We start from the raw sequence: 22521 nt of genomic DNA, 5'->3' as shown, positions 1-22521 counted from the left end.
ATAATTATCAAATAAAAGCAATGAAGAGAAAAAGTAAAATGATCTTTTTTTACACAGAGAGCTTCGGTAGCTGAAAAGAAGCAAAAACAGTCATTTGAACAATGGTCTCTGAGCTTCGTACTGAACATACTTCGGTATAAGTAGGATACGACGAGATTTGGCATTCGTTATCAATGTCACAGTATAAGAGTAAAAATGATTAATTGATTACTCCGTACTTGCAGAGGCAAGTGGTGTGAACCATTTGCGAAATAAGGTGGTATCACGCGGAATCCAAACCTCGTCCTTAACTATTTATAGTTAGGGACGAGTTTTTTTTGTTTTTACCATTACTTTAGGGAGTTGAGATCGATGAGTATTTTTATTGGTGGGGCTTGGCCATACGCAAACGGCTCCTTACATCTGGGGCATATTTCAAGTTTGTTACCTGGGGATATTTTAGCCAGATATTATCGTCTAAAAGGGGAAAGGGTGTTATTTGTATCAGGTAGTGATTGTAACGGAACACCCATTACAATTAGAGCCAAACAAGAAGGAGTTTCCCCACAAGAGATTGCAAACCGTTACCATCAAGAATTTGAATCTAGCTTAGGAAAGTTAGGATTCTCTTACGATATTTATACACGAACAGACACTCACCACCATCACAAAATCGTCCAAGAGATATTTCTAGAACTCCTTGAAAAAGGCCTTATTTATAAAAAGGAAATTGAACAAACGTATTGTGAAAATGATCAGCAATTTTTGCCCGATCGGTATGTTGAAGGAACTTGTCCGAATTGTGGAGCCCATGCGCGTGGTGATCAATGCGATTATTGTTCAACTGTATTAGAGCCACTTGAGTTACTTGATCGAAAATGTAAGATTTGTGGATTCCCACCTACCACAAGATTAACGGAACAGTTTTACTTTTCCTTAAGCTCCATGCAAACGCTATTGGAAGAGTATACGCGAGGAGCTGAGAATAATAAAAATTGGCGTGATAATGCCATTTCTCTTACAAAACGTTACTTAAGGGAAGGCTTGCAAGACCGAGCTGTTTCTAGAGACTTACCCATTGGAGTGAGTGTGCCAGTGGCCGGTTATGAGGAAAAGAAAATATACGTTTGGATTGAGGCTGTTTCAGGATATTATACTGCCAGTAAGTTATGGGCGAAAGAGACGAATCATGATGACTCGACATTCTGGGATTCTACCACAACGTCTTATTATGTACACGGCAAAGACAATATCCCGTTTCATTCCATCATTTGGACTGGAATTCTGGCTGGTTTAGAAAAAGCAGCATTACCAACACACATCGTTTCGAACGAGTACCTGACTTTAGAAAAGAAAAAATTATCTACAAGTAAAAATTGGGCGGTGTGGGTTCCAGATATTTTAGAAAGATACCATCCAGACTCCATACGCTATTTCTTAACGATCAACGCACCAGAGAAAAGAGATGCCGACTTTTCTTGGAAAGAATTTATTTATAGTCACAATAGCGAATTATTGGGTGCCTATGGAAACTTTGTTAATCGGACTTTAAAATTCATCCACAAGTCCTTTGACGGTGAAGTTCCAGAAAAGGATATTCCTTCTGCAATTCAGGACAAAGTGGAACAACTGTATGAGGAAGTAGGGCATTGCATTGAAAATACCTCATTCAAACTTGGATTGGAAAAAATCTTTGAGCTTGTTAGGTTTTCGAATAAATACTTCGACGAACAACAGCCTTGGTTACAGATAAAAGATGACCCTGACGCTTGCAAACAAACACTAGCCAATTGCGTTTATCTGATTGCCAATTTAGCACATGTCCTAACACCATTCCTTCCTTTTTCAAGCAGAAAGGTTAAGGACATGATTCATTTCAGAGAAACCGACTGGAGTTCCGTTCTGGTGCGGTCACAACAACTAACAAATGTGGAACCACTATTTGAACGAATCGATACTGAAAAAATCACAGAAGAACTTGAAAGATTAACAAAACAATTGGTGGATTAAGCTTTAAATAAGAGGAGTGAGGGGAACCATCCCCTCACTCCCATCATTTCTCAACTATACATTTTCAATTGCTCATATCCCGTTTTTTCTTGACGCATTAACGGGACAATCGCACATTTCTTTGCCAATTGTGTTTCGACTTTTTCAATCCATTGTTCTTCGGCAACCGCTCTGCCTTGCAACACAGGATCCTTTGTATCGGTTGCATTTAAGCTCTGGTTAATGATCCACCATTGAGGTGAAATTTCGGCGCGCTCTAAATCTGCTTGAAGGCGACTTGCCTCAAGCACAGGCGTTGCCTCCGCCAATGTCACAATCACCACACTTGTTTCTTGTGGATTTCGTAACCGAGGCAATAACTTTTGTACACTTTCCGGAACGTCCCCCGTAGTACGTGCCAATTCCTTATGGTATGACTGAGCTGCATCCAACAAAAGCAAGGTATGACCTGTTGGTGCTGTATCAATGACGACAATCTCATCTTCAGATTTCTCAACTACCTCAGCAAACGCCCGGAAAACAGCAATTTCTTCGGTGCATGGCGAATTTAAATCTTCTTCAAGATACGCTAGGCCACCTTCATCTAGCTCTTTTCCTGCAGTCGATAATACCTCTTGTTTATACGCTTCCACTTCCTGCTTTGGATCAATTCTGCTTATACTCAGAAGCTGATTATTCTCACTGTTTTTAAACATCAATTCAAGATGTGCCGCTGGATCTGTTGTCGTTAAATGGACTTTATGTCCCTTTTCAACCAACCCAACCGCAATCGCAGACGCCATAGTTGTTTTACCAACTCCGCCTTTGCCCATCGTAAAAATAACCCTCGTCCCTTTTTCAGACACATCAGCTATTAGGTCCTTTACACCTGGAAGGTTATGATTTTTACGTTCCACGGCAGATTGTGAGGCTAGCATTGTTTCATTTTTTAAAAGATAGCGTAAACTTTCCAAACCTGTCAGCGAGTAAGACACATAAGGCAACGAAAACGTTTTAACCTCTTTAAGTCCTTCAGGCAACTGATTGATTGCAGCTCGCTGCTTTTCATAAAAAGAGGACGATACAGGATCATCAGCAATAAAGGTTTCCATGAGTCCATTCACAATTAATAATTGATTGTTGATGCCAATTCCCCTTAGTTCCTGCGAAGCTCGGTCAGCCTCAAACAGTGAGGACTCATCCGGTCTGGCTACTAAAATTAAGCTTGTTTTCGTAGCGTCTGACAATGCTTCCATGCTTTCCGCGTAAATCATTTTTTTCTCTGCAAGACCTGAAAGTGGACCCAAACACGAAGCTCCATGCGTACTTTCCTCTAAAAAGCCACTCCATGCTGTTGGAAGTTGTAACAAACGAAGGGTATGCCCTGTTGGCGCCGTATCAAAGACAATATGATCGTAACTATCTACGATAGACGCATCCGATAGCAAACCTGTGAACTCATCAAACGCGGCAATCTCAACCGTACACGCACCTGACAATTGCTCCTCCATCGTTGCCACCACCGAATCCGGAAGTTTCCCCCGGTAAGGACCCACTACCTTTTCTCGGTATGCTTTCGCCGCTTCTTCCGGATTTAGATTACAAGCGAATAAATTTGCGACTGTAGGCACAGGCTTAGGCGTATTGCTTAACTCAATCTCTAAAACATCTTGCAAATTAGATGCCGGATCAGTACTAACCAGAAGCACCTTTTTCCCTTCGTCTGCTAATGAAACGGCCGTTGCACAAGCTGTTGAAGTTTTCCCAACGCCGCCTTTCCCTGTAAAAAAGAGAAAAGGGGTGTGAATCACTTTTTTCGGTTCAAAAGGTTGAAACATGGTTTTCACTTCTTTCTATAAGGCTGTATTCCAATAGATTGTTGTTAAAATCCAAATGCCGATTTTAACGCAAGATATGCTATTTTGTGCTCTCTAATAAAGTTTACAAGCTCTTTTCTCCTAAATAAGCTTGTTTCCCGGTGAACTATACACAACCTTACTTATTTCACCCCTAATTCAAAATAGCTCGAGGAGAAAAAAGCCTTATAATAAGCTAATCGACTTATTTGCTTTTTTCTCTTTTAGTTCTTCTTCAGCCACACCAAACCACTCGGAAAGCTGCTCATTTGTAGGGTATGTTCCCCGCTTCACAACTTCGCCGTTCAACAACGTCATCGGAAGGGCTTCAGGACCTTTTTCATGGAGAACTTTGTTGACCGCTTCATTTTCAGCAAACTTTGCAGGTTCGCTAGCAAGGTTATAACGCGTAATGTCAAAGCCCTTTTTTTCTAAAAGAAACACTGCGGATGCCATTCTTGTTAATTCAGGATCTACACTTGGACCACACACTCCAGTTGGACAACATAGTGCTGGATCAAAGATTTCTACTTTATTCATTTACGAAGCCTCCCTTAGTAAATACCAAAAGGAGCAACCCTCTTGGCACTGCTCCTTTACTTGCCAGTTTCTTTAAACGTCTGAATTCGCTCCCCAATTTCATCCCGTACGCGTTGGAAGAATGCCCATTTTTCTTCTTCGGTACCCTCCGCTTTTGCTGGGTCATCAAATCCCCAATGATCTCTTTTTACATGCGGTGGTGTTACCGGGCATTTGTCAGCCGCATCACCACAAAGTGTTACAACAAAGTCAGCATTATTTAAAATTTCTGGATCGATAATGTCAGAGGTTTGCTCAGAAATATCGATTCCCGCTTCTTTCATCGCCTTAACTGCATTGGGATTTAACCCGTGCGCTTCAATTCCCGCACTTTTCACATCCCACTCATCCCCAAGATGCTTTTTCGCCCAACCTTCAGCCATCTGACTGCGGCAAGAATTTCCTGTACATAAGAAGTAGATTGTTTTTTTAGACATAATGTATTCTCCTTTTTAGTAAAATTAAAATTTAAGAAATAATCAATAACCATAGATAGAGTCCCACTAACGTGATGAATAATGTGGGAATCGTAAGGATAATTCCTGTTTTAAAATAAGTTCCCCAGGAAATCTTTACTCCTTTTAAACTAAGGACATGTAACCAAAGCAAGGTGGCTAAAGATCCAATCGGCGTAATTTTCGGACCTAAGTCAGAACCAATGACATTGGCATAAATCAAGGATTCTCTAATCACACCGGTTGTGTTGGTATCAGCAATCGCAAGTGCATCAATCATGACGGTTGGCATATTGTTCATAACTGAAGATAAAATTGCTGCAATAAAGCCCATCCCAACGGTTGCTGCGAACAGCCCCTGATCGGCTACCACTTGAATGACATCCGTTAGAACGTTCGTCAGACCGGCATTTCTCAATCCGTATACCACAACATACATTCCAATCGAGAAGAACACGATTGCCCATGGTGCCCCTTTTATAACTGTTTTCGTATTGACGGCAGGGCTTTTTCTTGCCATTAGTAAGAAAAAGATTGCGACAATCCCGGCAATAATGGAAACAGGAACACCTAAGAACTCACTGGCGAAATAGCCAATTAATAGCACCGCAAGCACAATCCAAGATAGGTTAAACATCTTTTTATCGCGAATCGCTTCTACCGGTTTTCTCAGATGAGCAAGATCATAGTTCTTCGGAATACTTTTACGGAAAAATAAATATAAAACCAAGATGCTTGCACCAAGGGAGAAGAAGTTTGGTATGATCATTCGTGACGCAAACTCGACAAACCCAATGCCAAAGAAATCAGCTGAAACGATGTTCACTAAGTTGCTGACAATCAGCGGAAGTGAGGTCGTATCCGCAATAAAACCACTTGCGATGATAAAAGGGAAAACCATTTTTTCATCAAATTTTAAAGCGCGCACCATCGCCAGAACAATCGGTGTTAAAATTAGTGCGGCACCATCGTTGGCAAAAAACGCAGCCACAAGTGCACCTAGAATTGATACGTACACAAACATTTTGACGCCATTTCCGTTCGCAACCCTTGCCATATGTAGGGCTGCCCATTCAAAGAAACCAATTTCATCAAGAATTAGGGAAATAAGAATGATGGCAACGAAGGCCAGTGTCGCATTCCAGACAATCCCTGTAACATCAAGGACGTCACCGAAGTCAACCACACCAACCAGCAAGGCCAAAACCGCTCCACCACAAGCGGACCAGCCAATCGAAAGATTTTTCGGTTGCCAAATGACTAAAATGAGCGTGACGATAAAAATAATTGAAGCTAATATTGTTTGAGTCAAAAATCACACCTCCATTAGTTGCACGAAATACGTAGTCCCTGTTTTTCTAAGGAAATCAATTTTTCCTCTTGATCAGGGATATGCTTAATAACATCCTGAACAAGTGGATAATAGGCATTTTCTTGGTTTAGAGAATAAAAAATCCATTGCCCTTTCCGGTTTTCTTTCACTAAACCAGCGTCCTTTAATTTCCTTAAATGTTGACTAATGGCAGGCTGTGACATTTTAAAAATCTCAACAAACTCGCAAACACAACAATCATGTTTGATAAGAAGACCCAACATCGATAATCTTGTCTTATCCCCCATCAGCTTTAGAATTCCCGCCGTTCCTTCTAAATCTTTTTCCATTATTCTTCACCTCCAGGCACCAACATATAAGGAATTCGTTATATAATCAAACAATTATATAATAAAACACTTATATAGAAATTTCAAGCCTTCTAGGTTTATTATTTTCCTCAAAGAGACATTTTTACTTATAGGATATTAATGTGGAAGGTTTTTACTAAGGTTGGGGACATTACTGTGGCATTCTAAAACAAAATCTGGCGGCCAACAACACGATTCAACGTTCTATCTGCAAACTTACGGTAACTATCTACATAAATTTAGCTTCTATCTACAAACTTACGGTATCTATCTACATAAATTCAGGCTCTATCTACACAAAATCCATTCCTATCTACAAACTTGGTACTTTGCCTTAATAAAGCAACCTAAAAAAGAGCATAAAAAAAAGACTCTACAAGAGAGTCTTTTTGTGTCTTTATCAGTTAATTAAGCTTTTTGAACGTTAGAAGCTTGTGGTCCACGCTGACCTTGTTCTACTTCAAAAGTTACTTTTTGACCTTCGTCTAAAGACTTGAAGCCTTCGCTTTGGATAGCTGAGAAGTGAACGAATACATCGTCTCCGCCTTCGCGCTCGATAAATCCGAATCCTTTTTCTGCATTAAACCATTTTACTGTACCTTGTTCCATTGTTTGTTTCCTCCTCGTGTGTGTTCCACACATTTTGTTACTATCCTTGCTTACGTCTTCAGGTCGAAAGTTTTTGATCACTTAACATCCTTGTCGAACAAACAAAAATAATTCTTCCTTAGAATAACAGATATTATCTCTTAACGCAAGTTAACCTGGATTAAAGTTTTCCTTTTCCTAACATTATGTGTGTGGATAAGTATATTGTTACCGTTCAGACGTAAAAGATATACATCCTTTTATTTTTTTATTAATAGGAAAAATAACCCCCAGCAGTCATATTTACTCCGTGCATCAACCTCATTGCCGCTATTAGCAAATTATTGTTTTAGATAATGGACACAGCAAATTTTCATGAGAACATGCATAAAGTACAAAAAAAGAAATGAAGCATCAAAAGAAAGTATGTAAAAGACATTTCATGAGAAAAACTTCAAAGGGAAAAACAACCAAAACGTATTCTAGTGCAACTGCCAACAATGAGCCGTTATTCTTCTTACAATATTAAGTTAATATGTTTGATTTCCAAACTAAAAAAAGAGTTATTCACAACTTTCTTTATCAGTTTCTTCTATAATAGTAGAATTTTACAGTATCGTTTACCCTTATTATGATGCTCCACTCATAATAATTACGTTTGAACTTTATCCACCTAGCATGAAACGAACGTAAAAACATAAAGTATTGTCAAAAACGAATCGGATATCCTTGTTAATCCAACTTTTTAAACACTTCAAATTAAACAGATCCCCATCTTTTTACACACTAATTGACAACGCTTTATCCCGTATATTAACAATGTTTACCTAACTTACGTAACAAATCGTTCACAAAAAACATTTTTTTCTGAACCGCTTTCAAGAAATCGTTGACGAACGAAAATGCGGATGTTATTCTACAAATACATTAATTAGTTTGTTGACCAAACCAATTAATTAAAATCTCGAGTTTAAAAGTTTCATTCTTTATAGTGCTTGATAATGATTTCAAGCTCTGTATCCAATACTTTAACGCCTTTCTGGCACGAAAGTCATACTTAATTAATTCATAACAACCTTGGAGGTAATATCATGGGTCAGCCCGCATTTAAGCCAACAGAACCACTTACACCAGAAACAGAAGCTCGTCCGTTTGGATGGAGAGACAAATTAGGTTATCTTTTTGGTGATTTTGGAAACGATTTCTTCTTTATTCTAGTCGCTATTTTCTTAATGGTTTTCTATACGGATGTTTTTCATATTAATCCAGCAACAGTTGGGGTCCTATTTATGATTGCTAGACTTTGGGATGCTTTTGCCGACGTAGCATGGGGACGTTTCATTGATACTAGAAAGACTACCCCAAATGGAAAGTTTAAGCCTTGGATTTTTAGAATGTCCTTCCCTCTTGTTATTACGGGTGTTTTAATGTTTGTTAAGATTCCAGGAATGTCTGATGGATTTTATCTAGCTTGGGCGTTCGTGACTTATATTGTATGGGGAACTTTATACAGTACCGTTAATATCCCTTATGGGTCAATGGCTTCTGTTATTACTGATGATCCAGTAGAGCGTACTTCTCTTTCTGGATGGAGAACAATGGGAGCGCAGGCAGCAGGTTTAATCATTGGAGTTATTGGACCGATGATTGTGTTCGTTGATAATAAGATTGATCCAAATCGTATGTTGATGGCAGCCATCGTTTTCGGCGTTCTTGCAATTTCTTGCTATATGGCATGTTATAAATTAACAACTGAGCGTATTACAGCACCTGAAAGACCAAAGCAAGAAGGTAAGAAAAACGAAACCATCAAAGGTCTTGTGAAAAATAAACCACTCATTTGGATCCTTGTCGCTTCTCTAACTTTCATGGTTTGTACGATGCTTATTCAAACGGTTAACACTTATTTATTTAAAGATTATTTTGGTAATACCGGTGCCTTAAGTATGATTAACTTTGTAACATCAGGTACAGTATTTGTTTTAATGCCATTCTTAAGCCCGCTTGTTAAAAAATTCGGTAAAAAAGAACTTGCAGCATTCGGGATGTTGCTTGCAGGGGTTGTTTATTTAGCATTATTCTTCCTTAAAGATATTAGTGCAGTACAGTTTGTAAGTATTATAACAATTGGTATGTTTGGAAATGCAATTTTCAATCTAGTGATTTGGGCATTCGTAACCGATGTAATCGACTATCATGAGTTTCTAACAGGTTTACGTGAAGATGCAACAGTTTACTCTATCTATTCAATGGCACGTAAAATTGGACAAGCAGTGGCTGGTGGTTTAGGTGGTGCCTTGATTGGTTTTGTTGGATACAATGCAGCTATTGGACAACAAACACAAGAAACATTGAACGGTATCCACACATTAGGTACTCTATTACCTGCCGTAATCTTCTTGTTGATTTTCTTAATCATTGTATTCTTATACCCATTAAACAAACAGCGTACCCTTCAGCTTGCTGCTGACTTAGCTGAAAAGAGAAATTCACAACAATAATTGTAATTTAAACACGGATAGCCTATATCTACTAGGCTATCTTTTTTTATTTATACAATTGTATCGATTTATTTGTTATAATCCTTTTCGTGGAATAGTTTACTTAATAAACAAATTTACTTTGTTGTTTAGCATACAAAACTAGCGGTTATACAATTGTACTTAACTAAACTCTGGGGGAACTTATTGTGGTTACAGGTGATGGCGCCTTTATAAAGAAAATAAATCGAAGCATCATTTTAGAAAAAATTATGGAACACGAGCAGATATCTCGCGCAGATCTATCCAAAATCACTGGTTTGAACAAGGCAACCATTTCGGTACAAGTAGCAGATTTATTGGAAGAGGAGTTAATATGTGAAACAACACCCGAACACCATACAGTTGGCAGAAGGCCGATTATGCTCTCCATTAATAGCAACGCCGCTTATGTATTAGGAATTGATTTAGATTATCAAAAAATTGATTTTACACTAGCCAATTTACAGGGCCATCCCGTTCTTACTCACACGGAGAAGTTCCAAACAACGAATTATGAAGACATTGTCAGTTACTTAATTAAGCAAATTAAAAAGTTTCAGAAACAGTGCGATGACACTCGTTTTGGAATGGCGGGTGTGGTGATTGGAGTTCATGGAACGGTGAATAAAGATGAACGGATCCATTTTATTCCTACGTATAAGTGGTATGATAAAGATTTACGGAGAGATTTACAAGCGAAACTCAATCTAGATATACGAATCGAAAACAACGCAAATTTATCTTCTTTTGCTGAAAATGTTTATCAATACCATACTAGTAAGAATCTATTCAATATTATTTTGACGTCCGGGATTGGTGCTGGAATCATCAATGACGGTGAAATTCAAAGTGGATATCACGGTTATGCAGGTGAGATGGGCCATATGATAGTCGCAGTGGATGGAAGACCTTGTAGTTGTGGGAACAAGGGGTGTTGGGAACAGTATGCCTCTGAAACAAGTCTAATTCAACACTTATCAACTGTACTAGACAGGTCAGATTTAAGTCGTGATGATGTCTTAACCTTACTTGCAGAAGAGGACACCACTACGATTGAAGAAGTAGAAAAGTGGATTGTCTATATTGCAATTGGCCTTAATAATGTAATTAATCTTTATAATCCTGAAACAGTTGTCATTAATAGTGAGATTTTATCTAGTTATCATCATTCGGTCAACAAACTGGAAAGCCATTTACATTCTTCTGTAAGTCAATATTGTAAAATCGTTCTATCAAATCTTGGTGATACAGCGTGTGTCATGGGGGCTTGTGCCTTGGGTATCCAACGATTGTTAGACGGTCCAAAGGTAATTTTTTCAGTTTCTGAAATTGAAAACGACACTCCAGCATCATAAAACAGTAAAAAATCAGGCTAATATACACCTGATTTTTTACTATAGACTAATTTATTTTAAAACCACTCACTATAACCTAGTTTACGTAAGTTTTCAGCGGATGTTTTTAAGCAATCAAAAGGATCGCGGCCATACACATCATCCTGCTCAACTAAGAAATATTGTGCCCCACTTTCAAGACCTGCTTCCATAATGGCAGGAATATTAAGGTTTCCTTCGCCCACTTCCGCAAATTCAATGGTGTTTGTAAAGATATGCATGAATTTTGCCATATCATTAAAATCCACTTCGCTTAAATCCATTTGACCAATTCGATAATCTTTCAAGTGTAGCAGTGAAATCCGCCCTGCATATTGTTTTACAAACTCCACTGGGTTTTCCCCTGCTCGTTGAATCCAGTGAACATCTAACTCAAAACCAAGCTTCGTCGTATTATTCTTAATTAAATCTAATAAATAGACGCCATCAAACTTTTGGAATTCAAGATGATGAGTGTGGTAATACAATTCAATTCCATACTCAGCTAATCTTTCTGCCATTGTTTCCGCGCGATCAATGAACCCCATGATCTTCTCTTTATCACCCATTAAGTGTAACGGCATCATTCCGATTCGTAAGAAATTACAATTAAGTGCTTTGCAATCGCTCACAATTTTATCAAAGTCATTTGATAATGTTTCGCCAGGCGCACCAGGAAGCATTGGTTCTAATCCAGCAGACATCGCTGCAATCTTAATTCCAAAATCATCGCTTGCTCTTTTTAGCTCTACAACATTTTCTGCTGTCATTGGTATCTGTGAAACCTCAACCGCACGATAGCCCAGGTCATAAATCCCTTTCATCGTTTCATAAACACCAATTTCTTCAACCTTGCCTTTTAGCATCATCATTTGAACGCCAATTTTTCCTTTATTCATACAGGTATGCCTCCTAGTTTCACTTCTTTTTTCAGTTCTGAAGATTGACGAATACCTTCGATTAGTTCCATCGAGGCCAAAGCATCTTTTACATGAACATAGTCGTCAGAATCATTTATGATTGAACGATAAAACAGATTAATTAATTTCACATGACTTGCCCCATAATAAAACTTCGTTCCAGGCATTTTCGTATCCTCAATGAGTTGTTCCTTTTTTCCGTCTTGATTCGCAAATGTTAGAATACTGTCTTTAATCGTGAATGTGCCTTTTTCAAATATAACTTGAAGTTCAACACTCGAATTTTTTGCGTTCGCGTTTGTCGCAAAAAACATTCCCCGAGCACCATTCTTAAAGGAAATTTTAGCTGAAGCCGTATCTTCCACTTCAATTTCATAATCTAGTAATTGGTCGATGGAACCTCTTACCGACTCAATCTCTCCACCAAGAAGCTGTATTAAATCAAGGGTGTGTAGTGCTTGATTAATCATCACGCCTCCACCTGCAAGCTCCATTTTTCCTCGCCATGGTTTCGCATCATAATAGGATTTTTCCCGAGACCATGCGACAAGCCCTTTTATCCCTGTAACTTCACCGTATTGTCCGCTACTAGCCAATTCCTGCAGCTTTTCAAACGATTCATTATAGCGATTTTGCAAGCAGATACAAATTTTTATCTCCTTATTCTCGTCCTCTAGTTTCGCCAGCGCTAGCGACTCTTCTAGGTTTAACCCTAAAGGTTTTTCCTGAAAAACATGAACCCCTTTTTCCACACATGCTTTTGTCGCAGGATAGTGTAGATAGTGCGGTAAACAAATATGCACACAATCTAGTTCATCTGTTTCAAGCATGGTTTCGTAATTCGTATAAAAATTCACATCCGGCACTTTGTTTTTTAATGCTTCATCAAGATCACAAACCGCTACAAGCTTTACGTCTGGATTCGCTTGGATTGCCGGGATGTGAATGTTTGATATATCTCCAAGACCAATAACGGCTGCTCTAAGCATCATTCCATCTCCTTATAAGCAAACTCCTCTCTAATAGAGTAGGAGTTTGCTTTTTTTCATAGGATTATTGTGTTACTGTCTCTTTCTTTTCTGCTTCTATCTTTTTGTTCAATTCCGCAAAATATAGTTCTTCATCAACTGGAAGCTCTACTTCTTTTCCTAACCAGCTTGATAAATGAATGGCATTCGCTAAGCCAACCCCATGAATTCCATCACTACCAGGAGCGATTAACGGTGTTCCATCCAAAATGTTTGCGGCAAAGTTTTCTAATACACTGATATGCTGTTGACCCCAAACACTTTGGAATTCAATGACTTCTTCTTCATAGATTTCTCCTAAATCCGCTCCCATGAAGATCTTCATTGCATCTGCCCAGCTCATTTCCGCATTCATCTCATTCTCAGACTTTTTCAAGCGCTTAACGGTAATTTTCTTGCTATCATCGACAACAATTTTCCCTTTATCGCCAAGAATTTCGAAACGGTCTGTCCCAATCACGTCATGGGTACAAGTAATAAATACACCTGTTGCACCATTTCCATAATCAAGGATTGTCGTCACTTCATCTTCTACGACGATATCTCTTTGGAAACCATATTTCACATTCGAATATACCTTTTTCGGCATTCCACAAATCCACTGTAATAAATCGATTTGGTGTGGCGCTTGGTTAACAAGCACTCCCCCACCTTCTCCACTCCAAGTTGCTCTCCAATCGCTCTGATTGTAATAGGCTTGAGGTCTCCACCAGTTCGTAATCATCCAGTTTGTGCGACGAATTGGACCAATCTCACCATTATCAACGATTTCTTTTACTTTTTGATAAAGTGGGTTTGTTCTTTGGTTAAAGAAAATAGCAAAAGTTAATTCAGGCTTTGTCGCAGCAAATTCATTGATTTCTTTTACTTGTTTTGTATAAACGCCCGCAGGCTTTTCCAATAACGCATGGATGTCTCTCTTAAGTGCTTCAATACCCATTTCTGGGTGAAGATAGTGTGGGACAGTGGTCACAACAGCATCAACATTGCCGCTTTCAAGCATATCAATATAGTTATCATAGAAAGGTACATCCGGGTACTTTTCGGCACACATCGCTTTTTTCTCTGGATCAGTATCACAAATCGCACCAAGAACCATATTCTTTACTTTTCCTTCAGCAATAAAGCCTGCATATGTTCCGCCTTGAGCTCCAATTCCAATTACACCTAATCTTACTTGTTTCATATCACAGTCGCCTCACTTTTTATAGTTGATAGAATATTTAACAATGACTCATATTGAAGCTTATAACCACCAGCACCATCAAGTCCCTTGTTATCCTTTATTACCTCTGTGGCATCCTCAAGCTCCAAATCTTTTAAGGAATCAAATAAAACTAAATGCGGTTCTAATGTTAAAAACCCTTCGTAACCGTTTTCAATAAGCTGTGTGAGAATATCAGGGATTTTCCCTTCCCCTGTTCCACAAACTACGTTTTGGCTGTCCGTGGATACAGCATCTTTAATGTGTATATACACAACTTCTTCCTTCAACAAATCAAAGGCTTCCTGTGTGTCTTCCCCACATTGAACAAAGTTGGCAAAATCAAAGATCGCCTTAAAACTTGGAGAAGCAACACCTTTCAAGATATCATTACAGCGTCTGGCAATATCACCATAAATGTCTTTTTCATTTTCATGAAGTAAAATCACATGATGTTTTTCAGCAATCTCTGAAAATACTTTAAGCTTCCTGATAACTTCATCTTTATAGAAATCTGCTTCTTTTCCTTTAGGAATATAAAAGCTGAAAATCCGAATATATTTGCAGTCTAATAGATGACTAATTTGGCAGAGAGTCTCGAGCATTACTGTTTGTTTTTCAAAGCCCTCTTCATCATCAATAAATACTTTTCCAATCGGAGCACCAATTGATGAAACCTTAATCCCCCACTTTTGTAGCCTTGGAAGGACATTTTCCTTTATCTCATCGACCGTGAAATCTCCAATATTTTTCCCATCAATTCCACGTAATGAGAGATAACGCATACCAAGGTTCGAGACGACTTCAAGCTGAGTATTAAAATCAGATGAAATTTCATCCGAAAATCCCGAAATCAATAATTTTTGTTGTTGACTCATGAATCACTATTCCTCCTTACAACGAGAAGATTTTCATTCTTTCTTAACGTTGGCTTTAGATAGTAAATTTCCAATGCTATCGTGTTGATAACGTTTACAAATAAAATTATTAAGTGTTTCTATATATCTATAATATGTGAAACAACCAACAACCACTCGTACAATTTTGTGCAAAGTAGTAATTTATATATAAAATCTCTAAAAAATGATAAAATAAGTACTAGATGAGAGGAGGTGAAAGAATGTTACAGAAAGAGAAAGCATTGGAGAAAATGTGTCAGTTTACCTATTTCTTTTCAAACATGGACACCATTTTTGTTGATTCAATGAATCATATAAAATGGGAGTTGGGTCACAATAAGGTACCAACAGCATTAAAGCCCTATTTTAGCGACCCAATAGACCTCCTAGATTTATATGAAAATCATTCAGAACATACGGTTGTCTTTCATACTAGCTCCTTGAGGACTAATTATATTTCTTCCGAGGTGAATGATGAAGAGAGAAATATTTTGGGTACCATTGTCACTGGCCCCTACCTATTAGAAGAACCTGGTTCTTTTTTCATACAGGATGTATTGTTCGAAAACAATCTCCCTATTTCCTTAAAACATATCCTGACAGAGTATTTCTCGTCTTTGCCTATTATTTCACCCTATAAAGGCAAAATGATTGCTGAATTTCTCGCGTATCATACAACCAAGATGCACCTATGGACTTTGGATGACTCACAAATTGAACACAAAACCTATCCCGCTAAAGCGGAAAATAATGTTCCTTCGCATCAGTTAAAAGAAAACACAAAACAGTCTCTTGATACAATAGAAAAACGTTACGAGATTCAAAATGAGCTCATGTATGCAGTGGAAAAAGGCGATCGTGAAATAGCGGAAAAAATAATCAGAGAGGATTTTGCCTTATTAGAAAAACTCCCTGATCGCATTCCTAATGACCCCTTACGATCAAGGAAAAATATGTCGTTCGCTTTTAACACAACGTTAAGGATTGCTGCTGAAAAAGGGGGATTGCATCCTGTCTACATTGATAGTATTTCAGAAAAATTTGCCATCAAAATAGAAAAAACATCTACCCTTAACCAAATTTCGGGAATCGAAACTCAAATGGTGAATGAATACTGTGAGGCAGTTAATAAGCTTTCACTAAAGCAATACAACTATAAGATCCGCAAAGCTATTGAATATATCCGAACCAATATTAGTGAAGACTTAAGCTTAAACACAATCTCCGCGGCAATTGATTCAAGTCCGCATGAGCTTTCGCGGCAATTTAAAAAGCAAACAAACAAAAGTCTAACCGATTACATTAATGAACAAAGGATTCTAGAAGCAATCTACCTTATCGACAATCATCATTTGTCTATTACAGATATTTCTCTCATGGTTGGGTTTAATGACGTCAATTATTTTACAAAGGTGTTTAAAAAACTTAAGGGTATGACACCATCTCATTATCGAAAAGGAAAATGAAAAATAGAGAGTTCTAAAAGGAACCCTCTATTTTTTAATGCTACAAAAGAGGTTAGGCAATTTTGTCTACTGCACCTTTTGCTTTAATCTCAGCAATTTGAGTTTGAATTTCTTCCATTTTCTTATCATCTAATATATAGAATTTCATTGCGATTAGAGATGCAATGTTTCCAAGAACTGGAATACCAAAGAATAGAACAATTGTCATCACTAGAAGTCCTGTTGTTAGTGTATCGCCAACCTGTGGGAAAACTTCTTTAAATCCAATTGTCGCAAGCATGATACCAACAATTGATGCAGCAAAAGACGAGATGATTTTGTCTATAAAGGAGAATACTGTTCCCAACATCCCTGGAACGAAACGTCCTGATTTATACGTTTCATAGTCTGCACAATCGGCAATCATCGGAATAACGATATTTCCTGTTAAACTTTCGAAGCCCTTCAACATGCTATAAAGCACGATGAACGCAATGGTTGCAAATCCCCAGTTACTGAATGAAATTGTTGTCGGGTCAATCGTTAGTAAAAATGTTACTAATAATACAGAAGAAAGAATTGCTAGCCATGAACCGCCGACAAATGACTTTTTCAAGCCGCGTTTACGGGCAATACCAAGACCGATATATGTGATGATCAGTGTAGGAATAACGGTTACAAGTCCCATTGTTCCACTCAGAGCGTAATCGCCAATCAAAATTCCAAAAAGCATGATTGGTAAAGCCGGTTGTTGTCTAATTGAGTTCGCAAGTTTATCCGTTGAAGCTGCGACGACAAGCATTTGTAATGGTCTGTTTCCTTTTAGAATAGGCAAGTAATCTTTGAATTTTACTTTTACTGAATTTTCTCCTAAACCGAAGAACTCTTTGCGGTCTTTTTCCCAGATACCGAATACCGCTAAAGCTGTGAAAATTGCAGCAATAATAATGGCATATGTTGTTAATTCAGTAAATAAATCTAGTGTGAAACCACCATATTTTGGAACAAAGTAAGATGCAATCGCAATTTGTGCGCCTGTAAATAAGATGGCATTATATGTTGAATCAAAAATGGTAAAGATAGGACGCTGTTTTGGATCGTTTGTTAAAACGGTTTGTGCCCCTTTAGTACAAGCTGTTTGGAACGTATAACCAATAATATAAACTGCATAGATAGCAATGAAAAATAGTAATCTACTCGATTCTGGAATTAAATGAGTAACTTGGTACATGATAACTACTGATGTTGCTAAAATGACATTACCTATAATCATTAAAGGTCTAAATTTACCAAACTTCGATTCTGTTTTATCAATAACAAAGCCGATAATTGGATCAGTAAACCCATCAAATATCCGCATTGCTGTTAGTAGAGTACTAATAATTACAACTGCTAGTCCTGCTACTCCAGTAGCGTAATAGGATACAAACAACATTGCGAACATATACAGGTTTGTTGCCGTATTATTAAGAGCAAAAAGACCAATTTTCCAAGGTTTTGATGAATGGTACTGATTTTGAACCGCTTGTACTGTAGACATTAAATTTCGCCTCTTTTCATTTTTTTATTCTTTTTTGTGCTTTTTAAAGGGATGGATAAATCATATGAGTTCTGTTGCAAGGTGAAAATCAAAATTACTAAATCTTCTTAAATGTAGTTTTGTACCCACCTAACCTCCGCTTACTTGCGCATATGCATACGCTTTCATTTTTTGTATTATGATGTATTGCTTTTGATGTCCATTAGATTCCTATTTGCTATGGTTCTTCTAGTCATCAAATTGATCGTAACTAGCAACACTCAATTATTTTGTCGGCCCAACAAATTAACTTTGTAAGTTCATAATAAATGTAAGCGGTTTATTTTACAAGACTTTTTTTTGTGACAATTTGTATTTAATTAAAAATAAAAATAAGACTTTTAACTAGAAATAGTTTGACATACCCCCTTCTTTTGACTTAACAAGCGTAGTGAAAAAAAATATATATGTAAGAATCTATTTTTCTGGTACAATAAGTTTGTTTACTTACTCATGAAACCGTTTTCAAAAATAATCATAATAATTGGGTTGCCAAACAAATAAAAAACGCTTTATTTTACCTAACTCGTTACTAACACATGAGGAGGATTAGAAATGGTTACTGGTGATGGTGCCTATATAAAGAGGATTAATAGAAGTATTATATTAGAAAAAATTATTGAACATGGGATGATTTCACGTGCTGAATTATCGAAAATTACTGGACTGAATAAAGCAACCATATCTGTTCAGGTTGCCGATCTATTGGAAGAGGAATTAATCAAGGAAACTCAGCTTGAGCATTATAATGTAGGTCGTCGCCCAATCATGCTTTCCATTAATAACAAGGCAGCTTATGTCCTAGGGATTGACCTTGATTATGAACAGATTCATTATACAGTCGCTGATTTACAGGGTCATGCCGTAGTAAGTCTCACAGAGAAAATTCAAACCGTTGACTACGATGAGATTGTTCAATTGCTTGTCAAACAAATTAAAAAGTATCAGAAGAAATTGAGTGATAGTCGCTATGGTTTAGTTATCGTTATGATTGGTGTTCATGGAACAGTTAATCGGGATGAAAGTATTTATTTCAATCCAAAATACCGATGGCACAACAAGATTCTTAAAACGGACTTGATGAAAAAGCTTGATCTTGATATTTATATTGAAAACAACGCAAATTTATCTGCCTACGCAGAATCCGTTTATCATTACCATAATAACAATAACCTAGTGAATATTATTTTAACGTCAGGAATTGGCGCTGGGATTATGACGGATGGCGAAATTCAAAGAGGGTATCATGGATACGCTGGTGAAATGGGCCATATGATTGTATCATTTGGAGGGCTTTCATGTAGTTGTGGAAACAAGGGCTGTTGGGAACAATATGCATCAGAGCCAAGTATCATAAACCATTTATCTGCTAACTTAAATAAACCTAATTTAACCCGTGATGAAGTGTTAAGGTTACTCCAACAAGGCAATGAAACTGCAGTTGAACGAATTGAAGAGTCGATTCCTTATATCTCTGCTGGACTGAATAATGTGATTAATTTATATAATCCTGAAACGATTGTCATCAATAGCAGAATTTTATCGACAATTCCTAACGCTGTAACGAAATTGGAAAGTTATTTAAATTCATCTGTCAGTCAGTATTGTCAAATCGTCTTATCAGACCTTGGAGATCGAGCCTGTGTCGATGGGGCATGTGCATTGGCGATTCAACGTTTCTTTGATGTTCAAAGGCTAAATTTAACTAAATCAAACCGAACAAATTTACAAACAACATAAAAAAGAATTTCCCTTTAAATTTAGGGAAATTCTTTTTTATGTTACTTTTTAATTTGTGTTAATTCCTTATTCAAACGATATAATACTTTATCTGTTAAAATATCTTCAGCCATTGTTGCAAGCATATCAATTTTCATCGACTTCATCATTCCGAACATTGGATTATCACTGAAATTACCGAGATACTTTACAAGAACCGCATTTGCTTCTTCGTTTTCCATCAAATTCTCAATCGTGTCACGTGTAGAATAAACATCATCTGTGATTTCTAGTTCTTCGAATTCGATATCATCGTTTATATCGTCTGGCATCTTAAACCAGTTGGCAGCTGGTCCACCTTTGCCTTCATCAGGTGCCTCATAGCTTGGGTTTGGTTCTGCGACAAGGTTAAATCGTGCAACATCCTCTGCTACAACCCCATCTACTTTGGAGACAGCTTTAATCTCATTCAAGCCTTCATTAAGACCAACATTTTCAAAAATAAACACATTCTCAACATTTGATTTTGTCCCAACTTTAGCACCGTTCGCATATAGAGTTACTTCCCCACAGTTTGAGTAAACCTTCACTGTGATAGTACTATCTGATCTGTCAACGAAGCGTTTGCTAGTGATATGAACAAACTTTTCATCAGACCAATTTGCTTTATACATAAAGAAAGCGTCTTTTTTAATTTTACGGTCGTACGTAACCAATCCTTTGTTGTTTCTTCCCTTTACGCCACCTTCATCACGGATGTTCGCACCAAAGTCAAACATGTTCCACACATATGTGGCCCACAGATAAGGACGCTCGGCGAAAATCTTCCAAACGGTTTCATGATAAAGTGCATGATACTCTTCTGAGTAGTCTTTCACCTTAGGATCATTATTGTGGTATTGGATAATTCCTTCTGCACCATGCTCGGAAATCCCTAATGGAATATTTGGATTCGTTTTATGAAAACTATCTAGCCAAGGGGCAAAGTCTTCGGCCTTGCCATTATACCAGCCATAATATTTATTGTAGCCAACAATATCTGTGATGTAGTTATACTCATCATCATCTTCAACAAACATCACATTCGCCAATGTCGTTAACCTTGTTGGATCCTCTTTCTTCGTTAACTCGTTTAACTCTTTAACAAGACGTCTAACTTCTGGACGTTCGCCACCGATTTGAATTTCATTTTGAATGCCCCAGAACATAATTGACGGATGATTGAAGTTTTGACGAATCAACTCTATCATTTGTTGCTTTGCATTGATGCCTTCTAATTCCGTTTTTGACATAATAGAAATAAACGGAATCTCAGCCCAAATCACCATTCCTTCTTGGTCACAAAGGTCATAGAAATATTGATCATGCTGGTAGTGAGCCAAACGAATCGAAGTAGCGCCAATCTCTTTAATCAATTCCATATCTTCTTTATGTTCTTTTTTCGTAATCGCCCAACCCATATCTTTACGGTCTTGGTGTCGGGAAACACCATTTAACGGGAGATGCTCGCCATTCAAGAAGAACCCCTTCTCTGGGTCCACTTTAAAATAACGAACACCAAACGGAATCAACACTTCATCAATCGTATCGTTAAAGCTTGTCAATGATACCTTTGCATGATAGAGATAGGCATTTTTCTTTCCATTCCATAATGTTGGGTTTTCAATTACAGCTGGCACTTCCACCACCTTAGTCTCACCTGCAGCCAAGAAGACTTCCTTTGCTGCATAAGCCACACTTTGTCCTTCAGCATTCAGAAGGTCCACCCATAAACGAACTTTTTTCTCTTCATCTACATCATTCGAAATTTTTGTTTTAACCGTTAATGAAGCTTGCTCATCGGTTACAGAATCTTGCACAACATAGATTCCTTGAGAACCATAGTCTAGTAAATCAAAATGTACTGGGTTCGCAATAACAAGGTTCACATCACGATAGATACCGCCATAGAATGTAAAATCGGCCATTTGCGGATATACATCCTCGACAACGGTATTATCTACTTTCACGGTTAAGATGTTTGTCTTCCCAAATTCAACTGCTTCTGTAATGTCAAAACGGAAGATGGAATACCCGCCACGATGCTGACCAAAATGTTTTCCGTTAACATAAACATCAGTCACACTATTGGAGCCATTGAATTCAACAAAGACTTTATTGTCTTGGTCCTTTGTCTCCACAATAAACTCCTTGCGATACCAACAAGCTCCTTTATAAAAATCAAACCCATTCGCACCGTCAATTGCATTCCATGTATGAGCAACATGTACGTTTTCCCAATTGTCATCCTGGTAGGCACGATTGATGGCGTTATCATCATTTTCTTTCGTGAACTTCCAATTTTGATTTATATTAATCACTTTACGCATGTTTTTCCCTCCTGTTATTCTTACACAATAACTAACCTTTTCAGTGTTTTAAGGCTCTGTTTTAAACAAGTTTGTGATTTACGCTCCAGGCGCTTGCTTTTCCGCGGGGCTTGCGGTGAGCTGGGCAGCTCCAGCGCCTAGCCCCTCGAGTCGCTTCGTCCGCCTTCCGCTCCAATCAACAGTTAGCACCAAATCACCAATGTCCTCTAATCCTATTTTTATAAAACTACTATTGAAACTAACTTACATAAATTATAAGATAAAAGCGTAATTAATTATCGCACTATTTTTTCTCTCTTAGCACATATTTAGCGTTTTCACTATTTTTTAAGGA

At 37.7% G+C, this 22521-nt stretch carries 17 protein-coding genes and 1 other annotated feature; of the genes, 5 read left to right on the top strand and 12 right to left on the bottom strand.

Translation table 11 applies throughout. The features are described 5' to 3' along the window. Nucleotides 1-11: 11 nt before the first annotated feature. Nucleotides 12-291, top strand: a binding site (T-box leader). Between the two features lie 60 nt (nt 292-351). Continuing rightward, complete coding sequence (gene metG / locus LG336_RS06260; RefSeq protein WP_404331707.1) at nt 352-1989, top strand: methionine--tRNA ligase; 1638 nt, start codon at nt 352-354, stop codon at nt 1987-1989. A gap of 50 nt (nt 1990-2039) precedes the next feature. Here metG and arsA read toward each other — a convergent pair whose 3' ends face one another. The 6 genes from arsA to LG336_RS06230 form a co-directional block, all read right to left on the bottom strand. Beyond that, nucleotides 2040-3806 (bottom strand): arsenical pump-driving ATPase, encoded by a 1767-nt coding sequence (gene arsA, locus LG336_RS06255; RefSeq protein ID WP_404331706.1) that lies wholly within the window; start codon nt 3804-3806, stop codon nt 2040-2042. Nucleotides 3807-4010: 204 nt separating this feature from the next. After that, nucleotides 4011-4364, bottom strand: coding sequence for an arsenite efflux transporter metallochaperone ArsD (gene arsD, locus LG336_RS06250; RefSeq protein ID WP_404331705.1), 354 nt, complete (start codon nt 4362-4364; stop codon nt 4011-4013). A gap of 56 nt (nt 4365-4420) precedes the next feature. Next, nucleotides 4421-4840: an arsenate reductase (thioredoxin) gene (arsC, locus tag LG336_RS06245; RefSeq protein WP_404331704.1), complete on the bottom strand. Its 420-nt coding sequence runs from the start codon at nt 4838-4840 to the stop codon at nt 4421-4423. A 31-nt stretch (nt 4841-4871) separates the two neighbouring features. After that, nucleotides 4872-6170, bottom strand: coding sequence for an arsenic transporter (locus LG336_RS06240; RefSeq protein WP_404331703.1), 1299 nt, complete (start codon nt 6168-6170; stop codon nt 4872-4874). Between the two features lie 14 nt (nt 6171-6184). After that, on the bottom strand, nt 6185-6520 hold the full coding sequence (locus tag LG336_RS06235) for an ArsR/SmtB family transcription factor (protein WP_404331702.1): 336 nt from the start codon (nt 6518-6520) through the stop codon (nt 6185-6187). Nucleotides 6521-6949: 429 nt separating this feature from the next. After that, nucleotides 6950-7150, bottom strand: coding sequence for a cold-shock protein (locus tag LG336_RS06230; protein WP_090750445.1), 201 nt, complete (start codon nt 7148-7150; stop codon nt 6950-6952). A gap of 1070 nt (nt 7151-8220) precedes the next feature. Between LG336_RS06230 and LG336_RS06225 the strand changes: the two genes are divergently transcribed. Continuing rightward, entirely contained in the window at nt 8221-9630 is a 1410-nt protein-coding gene (locus LG336_RS06225) for an MFS transporter (protein WP_404331701.1), read from the top strand. A 188-nt stretch (nt 9631-9818) separates the two neighbouring features. Further along, complete coding sequence (locus LG336_RS06220; protein ID WP_404331700.1) at nt 9819-11006, top strand: ROK family protein; 1188 nt, start codon at nt 9819-9821, stop codon at nt 11004-11006. Between the two features lie 56 nt (nt 11007-11062). On the opposite strand, the gene LG336_RS06215 is transcribed toward LG336_RS06220, so the two are convergent. The 4 genes from LG336_RS06215 to LG336_RS06200 form a co-directional block, all read right to left on the bottom strand. Beyond that, on the bottom strand, nt 11063-11923 hold the full coding sequence (locus LG336_RS06215) for a sugar phosphate isomerase/epimerase family protein (protein WP_404331699.1): 861 nt from the start codon (nt 11921-11923) through the stop codon (nt 11063-11065). Continuing rightward, nucleotides 11920-12933 carry a Gfo/Idh/MocA family protein gene (locus LG336_RS06210; protein WP_404333106.1) on the bottom strand — a complete coding sequence of 338 codons (1014 nt, stop codon included), beginning with the start codon at nt 12931-12933 and terminating at the stop codon, nt 11920-11922. Before LG336_RS06210 ends, LG336_RS06215 begins: the two co-directional genes overlap by 4 nt. A gap of 64 nt (nt 12934-12997) precedes the next feature. Next, on the bottom strand, nt 12998-14158 hold the full coding sequence (locus LG336_RS06205; protein ID WP_404331698.1) for a Gfo/Idh/MocA family protein: 1161 nt from the start codon (nt 14156-14158) through the stop codon (nt 12998-13000). Then, nucleotides 14155-15054 carry a sugar phosphate isomerase/epimerase family protein gene (locus LG336_RS06200; RefSeq protein WP_404331697.1) on the bottom strand — a complete coding sequence of 300 codons (900 nt, stop codon included), beginning with the start codon at nt 15052-15054 and terminating at the stop codon, nt 14155-14157. Before LG336_RS06200 ends, LG336_RS06205 begins: the two co-directional genes overlap by 4 nt. A 242-nt stretch (nt 15055-15296) precedes the next feature. Between LG336_RS06200 and LG336_RS06195 the strand changes: the two genes are divergently transcribed. Continuing rightward, nucleotides 15297-16541 carry a helix-turn-helix domain-containing protein gene (locus tag LG336_RS06195; RefSeq protein WP_404331696.1) on the top strand — a complete coding sequence of 415 codons (1245 nt, stop codon included), beginning with the start codon at nt 15297-15299 and terminating at the stop codon, nt 16539-16541. A gap of 52 nt (nt 16542-16593) precedes the next feature. On the opposite strand, the gene LG336_RS06190 is transcribed toward LG336_RS06195, so the two are convergent. Further along, nucleotides 16594-18060 carry an MFS transporter gene (locus LG336_RS06190; RefSeq protein WP_404331695.1) on the bottom strand — a complete coding sequence of 489 codons (1467 nt, stop codon included), beginning with the start codon at nt 18058-18060 and terminating at the stop codon, nt 16594-16596. A gap of 594 nt (nt 18061-18654) precedes the next feature. Between LG336_RS06190 and LG336_RS06185 the strand changes: the two genes are divergently transcribed. Further along, complete coding sequence (locus LG336_RS06185) at nt 18655-19839, top strand: ROK family protein (RefSeq protein ID WP_404331694.1); 1185 nt, start codon at nt 18655-18657, stop codon at nt 19837-19839. Nucleotides 19840-19880: 41 nt separating this feature from the next. Here LG336_RS06185 and LG336_RS06180 read toward each other — a convergent pair whose 3' ends face one another. Further along, entirely contained in the window at nt 19881-22187 is a 2307-nt protein-coding gene (locus LG336_RS06180) for a glycoside hydrolase family 2 protein (protein WP_404331693.1), read from the bottom strand. Nucleotides 22188-22521 lie beyond the last annotated feature (334 nt).

Origin of the sequence: Mesobacillus maritimus, assembly GCF_044803185.1 — a bacterium.
In the GTDB taxonomy this organism is placed as follows: domain Bacteria; phylum Bacillota; class Bacilli; order Bacillales; family Cytobacillaceae; genus Mesobacillus_B; species Mesobacillus_B maritimus_B.
This window is presented reverse-complemented; position numbering and strand designations above follow the sequence as displayed.

Coding starts and splice junctions, on each gene's coding strand:
- LG336_RS06235 (WP_404331702.1), bottom strand. CDS start 6,520: ATGGAAAAAGATTTAGAAGGAACGGCGGGAATTCTAAAGCTGATGGGG.
- LG336_RS06230 (WP_090750445.1), bottom strand. CDS start 7,150: ATGGAACAAGGTACAGTAAAATGGTTTAATGCAGAAAAAGGATTCGGA.
- arsA (WP_404331706.1), bottom strand. CDS start 3,806: ATGTTTCAACCTTTTGAACCGAAAAAAGTGATTCACACCCCTTTTCTC.
- LG336_RS06205 (WP_404331698.1), bottom strand. CDS start 14,158: ATGAAACAAGTAAGATTAGGTGTAATTGGAATTGGAGCTCAAGGCGGA.
- arsD (WP_404331705.1), bottom strand. CDS start 4,364: ATGAATAAAGTAGAAATCTTTGATCCAGCACTATGTTGTCCAACTGGA.
- LG336_RS06215 (WP_404331699.1), bottom strand. CDS start 11,923: ATGAATAAAGGAAAAATTGGCGTTCAAATGATGATGCTAAAAGGCAAG.
- LG336_RS06190 (WP_404331695.1), bottom strand. CDS start 18,060: ATGTCTACAGTACAAGCGGTTCAAAATCAGTACCATTCATCAAAACCT.
- arsC (WP_404331704.1), bottom strand. CDS start 4,840: ATGTCTAAAAAAACAATCTACTTCTTATGTACAGGAAATTCTTGCCGC.
- LG336_RS06185 (WP_404331694.1), top strand. CDS start 18,655: ATGGTTACTGGTGATGGTGCCTATATAAAGAGGATTAATAGAAGTATT.
- LG336_RS06200 (WP_404331697.1), bottom strand. CDS start 15,054: ATGAGTCAACAACAAAAATTATTGATTTCGGGATTTTCGGATGAAATT.
- LG336_RS06195 (WP_404331696.1), top strand. CDS start 15,297: ATGTTACAGAAAGAGAAAGCATTGGAGAAAATGTGTCAGTTTACCTAT.
- LG336_RS06180 (WP_404331693.1), bottom strand. CDS start 22,187: ATGCGTAAAGTGATTAATATAAATCAAAATTGGAAGTTCACGAAAGAA.
- LG336_RS06225 (WP_404331701.1), top strand. CDS start 8,221: ATGGGTCAGCCCGCATTTAAGCCAACAGAACCACTTACACCAGAAACA.
- metG (WP_404331707.1), top strand. CDS start 352: ATGAGTATTTTTATTGGTGGGGCTTGGCCATACGCAAACGGCTCCTTA.
- LG336_RS06210 (WP_404333106.1), bottom strand. CDS start 12,933: ATGCTTAGAGCAGCCGTTATTGGTCTTGGAGATATATCAAACATTCAC.